At 68.2% G+C, this 14,008-nt stretch carries 11 protein-coding genes and 2 pseudogenes; 3 read left to right on the top strand and 10 right to left on the bottom strand.

Going from position 1 to position 14,008, the window contains the following annotated elements; genetic code table 11:
- Nucleotides 1-30: 30 nt before the first annotated feature.
- Together ACW4TU_RS40815 and ACW4TU_RS40810 are read right to left on the bottom strand one after the other, a co-directional pair.
- Nucleotides 31-1,392, bottom strand: coding sequence for an SGNH/GDSL hydrolase family protein (locus ACW4TU_RS40815; RefSeq protein ID WP_457421847.1), 1,362 nt, complete (start codon nt 1,390-1,392; stop codon nt 31-33).
- A gap of 170 nt (nt 1,393-1,562) precedes the next feature.
- Nucleotides 1,563-2,894 (bottom strand): extracellular catalytic domain type 1 short-chain-length polyhydroxyalkanoate depolymerase, encoded by a 1,332-nt coding sequence (locus ACW4TU_RS40810; RefSeq protein WP_457421845.1) that lies wholly within the window; start codon nt 2,892-2,894, stop codon nt 1,563-1,565.
- Between the two features lie 456 nt (nt 2,895-3,350).
- Between ACW4TU_RS40810 and ACW4TU_RS40805 the strand changes: the two genes are divergently transcribed.
- A complete protein-coding gene (locus ACW4TU_RS40805; protein WP_457421843.1) occupies nt 3,351-4,331 on the top strand; it encodes a pectate lyase family protein in 981 nt (326 codons plus the stop codon).
- Between the two features lie 60 nt (nt 4,332-4,391).
- Nucleotides 4,392-5,198: a pectate lyase gene (locus tag ACW4TU_RS40800; protein WP_457421841.1), complete on the top strand. Its 807-nt coding sequence runs from the start codon at nt 4,392-4,394 to the stop codon at nt 5,196-5,198.
- A 176-nt stretch (nt 5,199-5,374) separates the two neighbouring features.
- Here the strand turns inward: ACW4TU_RS40800 and ACW4TU_RS40795 are convergent, their stop codons facing one another.
- On the bottom strand, nt 5,375-5,809 hold the full coding sequence (locus ACW4TU_RS40795) for a hypothetical protein (protein WP_457421839.1): 435 nt from the start codon (nt 5,807-5,809) through the stop codon (nt 5,375-5,377).
- Nucleotides 5,810-5,918: 109 nt separating this feature from the next.
- Here ACW4TU_RS40795 and ACW4TU_RS40790 point away from each other — a divergent pair, with 109 nt between their 5' ends.
- Nucleotides 5,919-6,545 (top strand): nucleotidyltransferase family protein, encoded by a 627-nt coding sequence (locus ACW4TU_RS40790; RefSeq protein WP_457421837.1) that lies wholly within the window; start codon nt 5,919-5,921, stop codon nt 6,543-6,545.
- Here ACW4TU_RS40790 and ACW4TU_RS40785 read toward each other — a convergent pair.
- The 7 genes and pseudogenes from ACW4TU_RS40785 to ACW4TU_RS40755 all read right to left on the bottom strand — a co-directional run bounded on the left by ACW4TU_RS40785 (nt 6,520) and on the right by ACW4TU_RS40755 (nt 13,951).
- Entirely contained in the window at nt 6,520-7,047 is a 528-nt protein-coding gene (locus tag ACW4TU_RS40785) for a hypothetical protein (protein ID WP_457421835.1), read from the bottom strand. The two genes, ACW4TU_RS40790 and ACW4TU_RS40785, sit on opposite strands and share 26 nt — an antisense overlap.
- 43 nt (nt 7,048-7,090) lie before the next feature.
- Complete coding sequence (ltrA, locus tag ACW4TU_RS40780; protein WP_457421833.1) at nt 7,091-8,374, bottom strand: group II intron reverse transcriptase/maturase; 1,284 nt, start codon at nt 8,372-8,374, stop codon at nt 7,091-7,093.
- 608 nt (nt 8,375-8,982) lie between these two features.
- Nucleotides 8,983-10,536, bottom strand: a complete 1,554-nt coding sequence (locus ACW4TU_RS40775) for an ISL3 family transposase (RefSeq protein ID WP_457430566.1) — start codon at nt 10,534-10,536, stop codon at nt 8,983-8,985.
- A 120-nt stretch (nt 10,537-10,656) separates the two neighbouring features.
- A pseudogene (locus ACW4TU_RS40770) lies at nt 10,657-11,179 on the bottom strand (integrase); the annotation flags it as partial.
- A 147-nt stretch (nt 11,180-11,326) separates the two neighbouring features.
- Nucleotides 11,327-12,748: an ATP-binding protein gene (locus ACW4TU_RS40765; RefSeq protein ID WP_457421831.1), complete on the bottom strand. Its 1,422-nt coding sequence runs from the start codon at nt 12,746-12,748 to the stop codon at nt 11,327-11,329.
- Between the two features lie 145 nt (nt 12,749-12,893).
- Nucleotides 12,894-13,040, bottom strand: a pseudogene (locus ACW4TU_RS40760) (ATP-dependent endonuclease); the annotation flags it as partial.
- A 53-nt stretch (nt 13,041-13,093) separates the two neighbouring features.
- Nucleotides 13,094-13,951 carry an AAA family ATPase gene (locus ACW4TU_RS40755; protein WP_457421829.1) on the bottom strand — a complete coding sequence of 286 codons (858 nt, stop codon included), beginning with the start codon at nt 13,949-13,951 and terminating at the stop codon, nt 13,094-13,096.
- Nucleotides 13,952-14,008 lie beyond the last annotated feature (57 nt).

The following is a 14,008-nucleotide window of genomic DNA, read 5'->3' as shown; positions in this document are numbered from 1 at the left end:
AGGGCATTGACGACTGTCATCAACCCGGGATCAGCTCTTCCTGAACCAGGACGCGGGAACGGCGGCGGCCAGCGTCCGGTATCCCTCGGGGTTCAGATGCAGCCAGTCCCCGTCATGGAGGTCCGCGCGCAGGCGGCCCGGATCGGCCGGATCGCGGACCGCCCGGTCGAAGTCGACGACGGCGTCGAAGCCGCCACCGGTGCGGATCCAGCCGTTCACGGCCTGCCGGGCCGTCTCGCGCAGGCCCGCCGGATCGTCGTACGGCATGTTTCCGCGGAAGGGCGTCAGGGTGGCGCCGTAGACGCGGATGCCCTGGGCGTGCGCGCGGACGACGATCTGCCGGTAGGCGGCGATGAGGTCGTCGGTGACGCGCTGCTGCGCGGCCGGGGTGGCCTCGGCGGTGCCGATGTCGTTGACACCCTCGAAGACGATCAGCCAGGAGACCCCGCTGTGCGCCAGGACGTCCCGGTCGAGCCGGGCGAGGGCGTTGGGGCCGAGGCCGTCGTTGAGAACCCGGTTGCCGCCCGCGGCCTGGTTGAGCGCGGCGATCCTGCCGCCGCCGGGGAGGCCCCGGAGCCGGTCCAGGAGCTGGTCGGGCCAGCGGTTGTTGCCGTTGGTGGTGGAGCCCCGGCCGTCGGAGAGCGAGTCGCCCAGCACGGTGACCGCACGCGTGTCCCGTCCGGAGAGCACCTCGACGTCGCTGAGGAGGTACCAGTGGTTGACCGGGGTGGCCCCGCTCAGATCCTGCTCCGCCGTGCCGTCTCCGGTGCGCAGGTACGAGGTGGTGCGCGAGCCCGGGTGCGAGGTGAGCGCGAGCGAGGCCTGGCCGTCGGCGAGGTACGTCGTCACGGTCAGGTCGGTCGCGGGGCGCAGCCCGAAGTCCAGCGGGTCGGAGACGACCTGGGCCCCGGCGGGGACGGTGGTGGACCGGCGCCCGGCGAACGTCACCTCGCGCAGGGTGCCGGGTTCGACGGCGCTCGCCCCGGCCCGATTGTCCAGCGGGAGGGCGACCGTGACCGCGGTCAGCGGGAGCGGGGTGGTGCCGAAGGCGTTGGAGAAGCGCAGCCGGACGCGCTCGCCACCGACGGAGACGCGCACGGTCTGGCGCAGGGTGGTGTCGACCAGGACGGCACGCTCCCCGGTGAAGGGCGCGGGCGGCATGTTGCCGGGCTCGGTGAGCTGCGGCATCGACGTCCAGGTGTCGACCCAGTGCGGGGCGGTCCCGGCCGGGTCGGCGACCGTCGGCTCCGGGCTTCTGACCAGGGCCACCACGGCGGAGGACGCCACGGCCAGGGTCAGCACGAACACGCAGGTGGCGACCAGGTGGGCGAGCGCTGTTCTGCTGGACGGCCGCTGGGGCCGGGGCGACTGCGTACGGCGGAGCGACTTCACGGGCCGGGTGCCTTCCTCTGTCCGGATCCGGACGTCGTCCGCGGATCCGTCGGGCGTCTTCGTCAGATCCGTCGGCGCCTGCGTCCGAGCCGCTCGGCGACTGCTTCGGATCACGTGGAGCGGGAGGTGACCGGGTGCGCGCTCGTGGCACGCACCCGGCACAGCGGGGCTCAACCGGCCGTGCAGGCCGTTCCGTTGAGCGTGAAGCCGGACGGCGCCGCACTGTTGCCTGTGTGGCTCGCCTGGTATCCGAAGCCGACACTCGCGCCGGGCGCGATGGCCGCGTTGTAGGTGGCGTTGGTGGCCGTCACCGCGCCGGAGACCGGGGCGAAGGTGGCGCTCCAGCCGGAGGTGATGGTCTGGCCCGAGGGCAGGGTGAAGCCCAGTTTCCAGCCGTTCACCGCTGTCGTACTGGTGTTGGTGATGGTCACGGACGCGGTCAGCCCGGTGTTCCAGGCGTTCGTCGTGACCGCCACCTTGCAGGGACCGGCCGGCGGTTGGGGCACGGTGCCGCCGCTGTCCAGGCCGAAGAAGGTGATCACGCGGGCGGCCATGCCGGTGGTGATCAGGTTGTGGCCGACACCCTGGAGGCTGAGGGCCTCGACGGGCGCCTTGTCACCGGTGGCGCCGTAGCGGGTGCGGGTCCAGCCGGACTGGGGCGAGTCGGTCGCGGACGGTGTCTGGCCGAGACCCTGCACGTTGGTCCACTGCTTGATCTCCTCCCCGAAGTTGGGGTAGCGCAGGGTGTCGTCCTCGGTGCCGTGCCAGAGCTGCATGCGCGGTCGGGGCCCGGTGTAGCCGGGGTAGGCGCCCCGCACCAGGTTGCCCCACTCCTGCGGGGTGTGGATCACTGTCCCGCCCGCGCAGTCGCTGTTCCACTCCGAGCCGTTGGTGGTGGCGAAGCAGCCGAACGGCACGCCCGCGAAGGCGGAACCGCCCGCGAAGACGTCCGGGTAGTCGCCGAGCAGGACGTTGGTCATCATCGCGCCGGAGGAGACCCCGGTGGCGAAGACCCTGCTGGTGTCCGCGTCGTAGGTGCGGGTCACCCAGTCGACCATGGATCTGATGCCCACCGGGTCGCTGCCGCCGCCCCGGGTGAGCGCCTGCGGCGAGGAGACGTCGAAGCACTTGCTGCTACGGGTGACGGAGGGGTAGATCACGATGAAGCCGTAGCGGTCGGCCAGCGAGGCGTACTCGGTGTTGGAGTAGAACACGGGGCCGGAGCCGGTGCACCAGTGCACGGCCACCAGAACGGCCGGGTGCGCGGTGACGCCGTCCGGCACGTACACGTACATCTGCAGGTTGCTGGGGTTGGTCCCGAAGTTCGTCACCTCGGTGAGCGCTGCGGCGGCGACGGGGGCCGCCGCGGGCGGCTCCGTACGGGCCGCCGCCGGCGGCGCGGCGAGGAATGTCGCCGCGAGTAGCGGCAGCAGGCCCGCGAGAAGCGTGACGAGCACCGAACGCAGTGGTCTTTTCGCGATGTTGCCGACAGTGGTGGACACGTCCTTGTCCCTTCCTGATCACGGCTCGTGGGGTACGCGTGGCGGAAGTCGAAGTCCCGCTCCGCGGGGCTGCCCGCCCGCATCGTGGCATGAGCATGGCCCCCATGGAAGCGCTCCCACACGTCGAAAACATTCGCTGACCAGCGGTTGCGGACCCGGTCGGCACACATTGCGCGCAAAGCGTTGACCAGAAAGCGCTTACCCCATACCTTCCGTTCAGCGATGTGACCCATCGATGTCGATCCGCGTTCGACGAGACGGCCCCGATCCAAGCACCTCCAGGGACAGTGCACTCCTTGGAGCGCCAAAGCCCCCCACGCTTCGGGCCCACCGTCATCGCTTCACCGCTCCACCGGCTCGCGCGCAGCACGCAACATGGCGCACAACATGGTGAATGAAGTTCACATGACTGATCACCCCCTCGATCAGTCAGCCCTTCCGAAGGGACGCACCCGCATGCGTACACACCCCCCACGTACACAGAAGCAAAGACCCGCTGCGGCGGCAACCGTGGCCATCGCTCTCGCGGCCGTCGCCGTCGTGGCGGTCCCCCAGCCGGCCGGAGCGGCCGAGAACGCACCCGTCGGATTCGGTGCCGGAACGACCGGCGGCGGCAGCGCCACCCCGGTCACCGTGACCACGCTCGCCGCCTTCAGGACGGCCGTCACAGGCAACGCGGCCAAGGTCGTGCGGGTGAACGGCCTGATCACACTGAGCGGTCAGGTCGACCTCGGCTCCAACACCACGGTCCTCGGCGTCGGTTCGTCCTCCGGGTTCACCGGCGGTGGCCTGAGGATCAAGGAGGAGACGAACGTCGTCGTCCGCAACCTCAACATCAGCAAGCCGCTCGCACCGTCCGACGGCGTGACCGTCCAGGAGTCCACGAAGGTGTGGATCGACCACAACTCCTTCTCCGCGGACCGCACCCACGACAAGGACTACTACGACGGCCTGCTGGACATCAATCACGGCTCCGACAACGTGACGGTGTCCTGGAACACCTTCAAGGACCACTTCAAGGGCTCGCTCGTCGGCCACAGCGACAACAACGCGTCCGAGGACACCGGTCACCTGAAGGTGACGTACCACCACAACCACTTCAACAACGTCTACTCGCGCATCCCCAGCCTGCGGTTCGGCACCGGTCACTTCTACGACAACTACGTCCAGGGCGCCGAGACCGCCGTGCACTCCCGCATGGGCGCCCAGATGCTCGTCGAGAACAACGTCTTCCGTTCGACGCCGGTCGCGGTCACCACGAACCGCAGCAGCGACGTCGACGGATACGCCAACCTGCGCGGCAACGACCTCGGCGGAGCCGCCACGGAGGTCTCGCGGGTCGGCACGTTCACCACCGCTCCGTACAGCTACACCGCGGAGCCGGCCTCGACCGTCGTCGCCTCGGTGACGTCGGGCGCGGGCGCCGGAAAGCTCTGAAGCAACCCCCAATCCCCAACTCCCCACACAGCACGACCGACCGGAAGAAGGCATCGGGACATGACTTCTGCAGTAAGTCCACGCGCGCGCGGGCGCGCTCTGACAGGCACCCTGGCCACCCTCGGCCTCTCACTTGGCATGATCATGACTAGCGGTGCGCTCACCCCGGCGAGCGCCGCGACCTGGCCGACCGCCAACGGCAGCCAGGGCGTCTCCGCGACCATCGCGGTGTCCGGCACCAAGGACTACGCGATGAAGCGTCTCTACGGCACCGGGGACCTCGGCTCCGACAACCAGGACGAGGACCAGGGGCCCATCCTCGAGCTGGCGGCGGGCGCCGTCCTCAAGAACGTCATCATCGGCGCCCCGGCGGCCGACGGCATCCACTGCAAGGGCAGCTGCACCCTGCAGAACGTGTGGTGGGAGGACGTCGGCGAGGACGCCGCCACCTTCCGGGGCAGCTCCTCGTCGAACGTCTACACCGTGTCCGGCGGCGGCGCCAAGGAAGCCAGCGACAAGGTGTTCCAGTTCAACGGCGCCGGGACGCTCAACATCTCCAACTTCGCGGCGCAGAACTTCGGCACCTTCGTCAGGTCCTGCGGCAACTGCTCCACGCAGTACAAGCGGACCATCAACCTCACCAACATCGAGGCGACCTGGAAGGGCGGCAAGCTCGCCGGCATCAACACCAACTACGGCGACAGCGCGACCCTGAGGGGCATCACGATCGTCGGGGACTCCAGCAAGAAGATCGTCCCCTGCCAGAAGTACATCGGCAACAACACCGGCAAGGAGCCGACGACGAACGGCTCCAACCCCGACGGCACGTACTGCAAGTTCGCGACCGGCGACATCACGTACAAGTAACCCCTTCGCAGGTGAAGGCGAGCAATGAGCCGAGCCACAGAGAGCAACTCGCCCTCTGACTTGCAAAAACCATTGCTGAGTCGCTGAATTGCGGAGCAGCGCAGAGGGCCACCATCCCTGTGTGGATGGTGGCCCTTGTCGATCCAGGGGGGTTCTCAGGGGGTTTCAGCGGGAGTTCACGAAACTCCCGCTCGGGGCACCACCAGGAATCGTGCGCGAATCTGGAAGGGCCTCAGTTCGGAGGGGAACTGATCGCTCAGGTTCTCGGCCTGGGTGACGGCCAGTCCACTGCTCTCACAGTACTCCTCGACCCACGCGAGGACAGAGGCCAACGCACGGTCCGGTTCGCTGCTCACCTCGGTGCGGATCTCCCCCAGGAGCACGCCTCCGAGTTCGAGCTGGACGCCGACCGCCCACGCATCGCCATACCGGGCGCCGGAGACCAGCAGCTCCGTGGACTTCTGCGCACTGTCGGCAGGAAGGTCCAGCTTCGTGAACGCGCTGAAGCCCAGCGGATCCACGGCACGCAGGTCCGCTCCCGTTCTCTCCGGGGCGCCGCCATCGAGCCAGGCGTCCACCGCGGTACGCCCCCGCTGGCCGTTGTCCGGCATGGAGTCTAATGGTGACGTCGGGTATTGGAACTGTCGGAATGCCTCTGGGGCGAGGGTCTTCTGAGGCGGATCGAGGCCGCTGGCGGGCGAGTCGTGGTAGGCAGGGTTGGTGATCAGCCGACTTCCTCTCGATGAGCAACTTGACTCCCTGCGTGCGGTGCTGTCGCGTAACGATGTGCTGACGGAGGTGTTGGCGCGGACTGCGACGTTGGATCTGCCTGGGTGGTATGTGACGGCAGGGTGCTTGTTCCAGACCGTGTGGAACGTGGTCACGGATAGGCCGCCGACCAGCGGTATCAAGGATTACGACGTCTTCTACTTCGACGAGGGCGATCTGTCCTGGGAGGCGGAGAACGCCGTGATCAAGGCCGGGCAGAAGGTCTTCGCCGGCCTGCCTGCAGAGGTCGAGATCCGGAACGAGGCACGGGTTCATCTCTGGTATGAGGACAAGTTCGGAGTGGCGTGTCCGCCGTATGACTCCGCCGAGGCGGCAATCGACAGCTTCGCTGCGACGACGTGCTGTCTGGGGGTTCGTGTGGAGGCCGACGGCCGGTGGCGTGTGTATGCGCCGCACGGGCTTTCGGATGTGTTCAACCTCGTCGTTCGTCCGAATCCGGTGCTCGCTCCGCGGTCGGTCTATGAGAGCAAGGCGGTGCGGTGGCGTGAGCAGTGGCCCGAGCTGACGGTCCTGGAGTGGCCGTCCGGGAGCGTCACGTCGGCCTCGCCCGCTGGCTGATCTCGGCGGCGTAGGTGGCCCAGTCGCCTGCGGAGAGTCGCTGCCAGGCGACGGCGACGTCGGTGTGGATGCCCAGGGTGCGGGCGAGGATCGCGGCGGGGATCTCGGTGGCGAGTTGGAAGAGCGCCGTGCTGCGGGCCTGATTGGGACGGAGCCCGAGCCGGTTGAGCCGCTGTGTCAGCTGTGTGGTGTTGATCGGCCGTCCGGGCTGTCCGCCGGGGAAGAGCCATCGAGACGGTGTCAGGGCGCCGATGGTCGCGTGGCCCTTGCGGTTCGCCGCGACGGTGCGGGCGAGGTGGGCGACGGGCTCGGGCAACTGGACGGGGGCGTCGCCGAGGTGGAGACGTACTTCCTGGACGCCGACCTCGACGTCCTCGGTGGTCAACCGGTGGATCGCCGACGGCCCTTGGGCAAAAAGGAGGAGAAGCAGTCGGGCGAGGCGGTCTTCGGGCTTGAGGGTGTTGTCGCCGTACGTGGAACGCGGTCGGGTGGCCCCGGGCATCTCAGCCCGGGGCTCCCACAGATCCGTACGTGACAGTCTCCCGTCATACGGCTCTTGTCGCTCTGGTCACTTGACGGCCGGTTTCACCCAGATCCAATGTGCGAAGTACCGGGGGGCTCCGGGCGGCGGCTTGTGCCATCGCCTGGCGGGCCTTTCGCAAGGTCCCCGATCTCCTGTACTTCTTCATGATCCACCGCAACAGATAGGTGTTGATGCGGTCGAGTACGGGCGTCAACTCGGTGTGGAAGAAGGCCCCGTAGTAGGCCATCCATCCCCGCACGATCGGATTGATCTCCCGTGCGAGCTCCGCCTCCGTGCTGTTCACGCGCCGATGCAGCCGCCAGGACCGCACCGTCGCGCTCATTTTCTTCAGGGCGTCCCTGCTGACCGCAGGAAGGAAGGCCGTGAACACCACGCCGTCCCGCCGCTGGGCCGACCTCGGCCGGAAGGTGTACCCCAGGAACGTGAACGACACCTGCTCGAACGAGCCATGCCGGTTGCTGTCCTTGCAGTACACGATCTTCGTCTTGTCCGGGTGCAGCTCCAGCCCGACCTCGGCCATCCGTTCATGCAGTGCAGCCAGGACCCTGCGGGCCTGGAACTCAGTGGCGCAGTGCACCACCGCGTCGTCCGCGTAGCGTTCGAAGGTGACTCCGGGGAACTCCCGGGCCAGCCACGTGTCGAACGCATAGTGCATGAACAGGTTCGCAAGGACGGGCGAGACCGATGATCCCTGTGGGGTTCCCCGGTCCCTGGCCAGCAAAGTCCCGTCGGGCAACTGCAGTTCAGCGGCCAGCCACCGCTTTACATACAGCACCACCCAGCGGGCGTCGGTGTGCGCTTCGACTGCCTTGATCACAAGGTCCCACCGCACGCTGTCGAAGAACTTCCGGATGTCGAGATCGATCACCCAGTCGTACTTCCAGCAGCGCCTGCGGCAGGTACCAACCGCGTCCAGGGCCGAACGGTTCGGGCGATAGCCGTAGGAGTCGGAATGGAACACCGGTTCCACCCGCTCCCCCAGATGCGCGGCCACCACCGTCTGCGCGATCCGATCAGCGACAGTGGGCACCCCTAGCACACGCATACCAGCGGCACCGTGCGACTTGGGGATCTCCACCGCCATCACCGGCGGCGGGAAGTAGGTGCCCGAGGACATCCGGTTCCAGATCTTGTACAGGTTGCCCCGCAGATCCTTCTCGAACTCCTCGATGGACACCCCGTCCACCCCCGGCGCTCCCTGATTGCCCTTCACCTTGATCCAGGCGTCCCACACCTCCTGCTTGGAGATGTCGAACGGCTTGCCAGATGCTGTCAGCTGGTCCATCAGGCTCCTCCCAGAGCTCTGGTTGACGCGACGAAACAGCCACGAACGACCCGGCCCCTTCGCTCCACCCCCGTTACAGGGGCTTCGGCACTACTACGAGCCGGTCCGCCGGCGCGCCCAGCCCGGTACTCGAAGTCCCTACGGGGAACTCCCGACTCGGGCACTCCCGGTTGACCGCGCTGCTGCACGCGGCCATGCCGAACACGCCTTCCCACGTTCCGTACGAGAGCGGCAGACAGGTCTCACGTCACCTCTACGCCGGACGCCGCCCGGCCAGTCGACGGGCTCCCGCCGGGCTCCTCCCGGGATCAAGAGCTTCATCCCGGTTCTGACGCCATCTGACTATTTTCGACGCCTCATCAGTGATCGTCTTCCCTGTCCCCACCTGACGCCATCGCGGGCGCCTTTTCCCTCATCGCTCACCACGACGGTCTTCAGCCAACGCAGCATGAGGGCGGTTTGGAGCCTCCCCCCGCAGGGCGGCTCCGAAGGGCCAGACCTTCATCTCCCGTACAGCACCACGAGATTGGTGCACTTCACCACCTACATGTCGTTCACCCTTCTTGTGTTCGTGGCACACACTCTGGCAAGATTTTCGTAGGTGGAGATCATCTGGGTGCCGTGGTCGGCCGGTCCGCGTAACGGCGGCGGAGGTGGGCGATCAGGACGACGCGGTGGCGCAGGAGCGGAACGCCGGCGCGTCCTGCCATCAGGCGTTTTTGGAGTTTGACGTCGGTGATGCGGCCTTCGTTGACGCCGGAGTTGTAGGTGGTGGAGATCCCCTGGGCGACGGCGTGCTGGTCTTCGCGTAGGGCTCCGGCGATGCCGGCAAGTGGTGACAGTCCGCTGTGGGAGAGCTCGTCGAGCCAGGACGGCAGGGGTGCGGCGTCACGGTTGTCGAGCATGGCGGCGAACCGGCGGACCAGGTCGTGGGTGTGCTTGAGTTCCGGACAGTGCTCCAGGAGCCGGTGCAGGCGGTGGGTGACGTGTAGGCCGCGGCGGTCCGGGTGGGTGGCGATCCAGCGGGCGGTCTCACGTGGGGATGGCGGGCGCTCGCGGGGCTGGTCCAGCGGCAGCCCGCGTCGCAGGGGCGCGATGGCCATCTTCACGCGCTGGTAGTGCCCGAGGTAGCCCTTGGTGCGGAGTTCCTGATGGAGGGCCATCGCGTTGTGTTCGCCCTCGTCCCAGCGTTGTTGCAGGTAGTCGCGGTAGGGGTCCAGGGTGGAGGGCTTGCGGGGCGGGCGGCGCACGACCTCCTGCCGGCGGTCCAGGCCGAGCTCCCGGGCCACGGCGCTGTAGCTCCGACCAGATCCGGTCAGGGCGTGCACGGCCTGGAACAGTCTTCTGGCGTGCTGCCCGGCTCGTGTGTCCGCTGCGGCGTCCCCAGTGACTGCCTCGGCCAGCGCTGGAGCGGCTTCTTCGGCCTGCGGGAGGGCAGCGGGCAGGCAGCCCCGGTGGGCGGAAGCGATGTCCTCAACGCGACGTGACAGCCCCTGCCACAGGTGGAAGCGGTCGCTGACCTGCATGGCCTCGGGGGCGCCGGCGGTGATGCCCTGCCGGTAGGTCAGTGAGCCGTCGCGGCAGACGGTCTCGACGCCGGGATGCTCACGAAGCCAGCGGCTGAGCTGTTCGGCGTCCCGTCCCTCCCAGAGCGTGAGGGGCAGACGGGTCGTGGCATCGACCAGGAGGGTTGCGTAGGTGTCGCGGTAGAGGGCGAAGTCGTCCACGCCCAACACCCGGGGCGTGATCAGGGGCGGGAGCGGCATCCGCATCAGCTGCGACAAGACCGTGCACCGCGAGAGCGTGACGTTCAGGACCCGCAGCATGCGGGCGCCGCCCCGGCCCGCCAGCAGCACCCCCGCTGCCTCAACCACCTGCTGCAGAAGCGGCGTGCGGCGTTGATAACGCACGGTCAGACCCGGTATCTGCTCGGCGAACGTCACCTTTTCGCAAGCGGTGTTCTCGCAGTACAGACGGCGCACGCTCAGCTCGATCAGCACCGGGCGGCCGCCCAGCGACGCATCACCGAGCCGTCTGACGTAGCGGCTGTGACACCACCCACTCGGCGTCCCGCAGCCCGTACACGGCGCGGGAGCAAGCGACCGCGTACGCGCACGGACAACCACCACAGGTCCGGAGCCGTCGGCCGAAAGAACCGACACGCCCGCCAAGTGCGTTAACAGGTAAGGAAGTTCAACTGAGCACACCCAAAGGCTGCCCAGTACGCGGACCGGCCGACCACGGCACCCAGATGATCTCCACCTACGAAAATCTTGCCAGAGCCGGCTGCGAAGTAAGTCGGCCCAGGTCGTGTTCTGTCGTTCGGGTGCGGGCAGGATGCCGTGCGCGCGGAGGATCTCCCAGACGGTGGAGGCGGCGACCTTGACGCCGAGAGCCGCGAGTTCACCGTGGATCCGGCGATATCCCCATGAGAGATTCTCCCGGGCGAGGCGCAGGACGAGGGTGCGGATCGAGCGGACGGTGGGCGGGCGGCCGCGGCGCTTGGGCGCGCAGGCCGCAGCATGGCGTCGCTTGAGAAGGTCACGGTGCCATCGCAGGATGGTGTCTGGACGTACCAAGCAGCAAGAGCTGCCGCAGCTTGTCCATCGGGAGGTGGTGGAGCAGGCCGGCGAGGACGGCGCGGTCGGCGGCGGTGAACGTGGGTTTGCCAACCTGACGCTGCAGGACCAGCAGCTGGTGGCGCAGCGCCAGGATCTCGATGTCCTTGTCGCGGTCGCTCATCGGCAGAAGGCGCAGGAGTGCCAGGGTGTTGGTCGCCGCGAGATAGGCCAAGCGCAGCAGCACGAAAGAATCATGATGGTGTACACGCCTGTGCACGTGAAGAGACTGGGTGGGCTGGGGCACGGCCAGAGATCGGCGGTCAAGGCCGCGACCTGGGCGGATGTTTTCTCGGCACCCGCAGTGCCCCTGACGGCGCTGACATGACCACCGTCACCGCCAAGCGGTGATGAGCTCCTCGGGCCCCACCGCCCGCACCCCGTCCACCGAGACCCCGCTCCGCGCCACCGCGAGGAGCGGGGTCTGCTCGTTCGCCCCGGGCAGTTGCGAGCGGTGAACCAGCAGGCGGGCCAGGTCGTGGGCGTCGAAGGGGCGGTTCTCCAGCCATTTCACGGAGCCGACCGCCGTGATGCGCTTGGCGATCGGGCCCCGGTCGGCCGCGACGATGTCGATCTCGGGGTCGTTGCTGCGGGTCCAGTAGCCGCCCACCGCGCCCGTCTCCTCGGGCAGACCGTCCGCGCGCATCCTGAACAGGGCGTCCCGCACCACCGGCTCGACGGCCCGCCCGCGCCAGGCCGTCCACGACCGGCGCAGCCGCTCAAGAGTCAGGTCGCCCCTGCCGCGCTCGATCTCGGACAGATACGGCCCCAGGAAGGCCAGCCAGAAGCGCAGATGCGGATCGGCTACGTAGTAGCGGGTCTCCTTCGAAGGGCGTGTGGACAGCGGCGTGACGGCCTCCACCACCCGCTTCGCACCCAGGAGCTGCAGGGAGCGCCGCAGGGTGGTGGCGGGCAGGCCGCCCGCAGCCCGGCCGATCAGCGTGTGTGTCCGCTCCCCGGAGCCGATCGCCCCGAGCACCAGGCGTGCCTGGGCGTCGGCCGGGAACTCCGCGGCCAGGGACCGCTCCGCGCTGACGATGAGGGCCGAGGTCGGATCGGTCACCACGTCGGCCAGGTAGTCGAAGACCCCCGCGCCGCGTGGCCACTCCTCCAGGACCAGAGGCAGCCCGCCACAGACGAGAAAGGCATCGAACGCGTCGGCCGGCGGGAGTCCAAGCATGTCCGCCACATCGGCCGGGCTGAGCGGCGGCACCACCATTTCCGTACCGCGCTGGTGGAAGGGCCGGTCGTAGTCGTTGAGCCGCTCCATCATCGCCAGGTCGGATCCGACACAGAGCAGCAGCACCGGCCGCCTGGCCAGTTCCCGGTCGAAGAACTTCTGCAAGGTGCCCTCGAAGCCCGGATCGTTCTTGATCAGATAGGGCATCTCGTCGAATACAACGACACTCGGCCGGTCGTCCGGCAGCGCGGCGACAAGAAGGTGAAAGGCCGCGTCCCAGGTACCGGGCGACTGCCCGCCCACCGCCTCGGCGCCGGGCAGGTCAGACTCGGCCGCCGCCTCGACGAACAGCCGCAGATCCGCCTCCGCTCCGGCCTGGGCCGAGGCCGTGAAGAACAGACTGGGCAGCCCAGAGCGCTCGATGAACTCCTCGACGAGCCGGGACTTCCCCACCCGCCGCCGCCCGCGGATCAGCATCGCCTTGCCCGGCCGCCCACCGCGGCCACCCGCCTCGACCCGCTTGAGCATCCGGTCCAGAGCCGCGAGCTCCCGATCCCGCCCGATGAAATCGTCCACGTCCAGCCACCCACCCAATACAGTCAATTCTGGTGCGTCCAAAAATGAACATACCAAAGTTGGCCCTATCAAGTTCGGTCACCGGCGGTTCCACCATCGAGGCAGGGCCTTGAAGGTGGCCTTGAACAGGCCGCTGGAAGACACGGCTGTACCGGAACAGCCCGACGTGGCCGACGTTGACCACGCTGACGCCGTGCTCGTTGAAGGGCATGCCCAGGACGGCAGCGAGAGCGGGCAGGAAGATCGCCTCGGCGTCGCCCTCGACCATCGCCAGCCCCCGGGCGAAGAACATGGTGGCCTTGGTGACGTCCAGGAACCGGGTCAGGAACGCGTAATCCTCGCCGGTCAGGCGCGTGATACCGCGCCGCAGCGGGAAAGTGCGTCCCGGACGACGAGGGTCAGGCACTCGACGGACGTAGACGCGGCAAGGTTGGGGCTGTGGGTGGTGAGGATGACCTGGACCGGGGCCCTGCCACCTTCCTGCGTCCCCTGGGCCTTGTCGCGGAGCAAGTCCATGATCCGGGTCTGGAGCTGGGGATGGAGGTGCGCCTCGGGCTCCTCGATCAGCAGCTCGACTCCGGGGTGGTCGGTCAGCCACGCCGCGAACGTCGCCGACTCCCGGTCGGGCAGCAGGTCGATGGGAGCGTGGGTCTCGCAGTCGACCAGCACAGTGCCGTACTTGTGTCCCTTGCGGGTGGCGAACTCATCGACCCCGAGTACCCGGGGCGTCTCGGCGTACGGATCGGGCAGGGCCATGACCAGGGAGAGCAGGGTGGTGCGGCTGACCGGCACCGGCAGCCGGGCCGCGAGGCGTTCTCCGGCCCGGCCGGCCAGGGCCACCGCGATCGCGCTCAACAAGCACCGGAGTTGCGGCGTCCGACGGCCGTAGCGCACGGTCAGCCCGTCGATCTGCTCAGCAAAGGTCACCCGTGCACAGCCCTGGTCATCGCAGAACAGGCGGCGGATGGTCAGCTCGATGGACACCTGTTGGCCGCCGACCGCGCCGTCAGCGAGACGGCGCTGGTATCCGCTGTGCCGTCGCATCGAGGGGGTTGCGCAGTCCGGGCACGGCACCGAAACCGACTCCGCTGTTCTCGCCACAATGCGCAGCATCCCGCCCTCGCGGCTCACTTCTTCCACCAGCACCCCTTCGAGGTGCGGAAACACGGTCTTCAGCAGCGCCTCACACTCGGCGAGTATCACGCCGCCGATGACGGAGCGTCACCGGCGCACAGGGGCACGATCGGCTTCACGGAAATC

Source organism: Streptomyces kryoterrae (assembly GCF_054072135.1).
The sequence above is the reverse complement of the archived record's forward strand: the minus strand, read 5'-3'. Positions and strand labels throughout refer to the sequence as shown.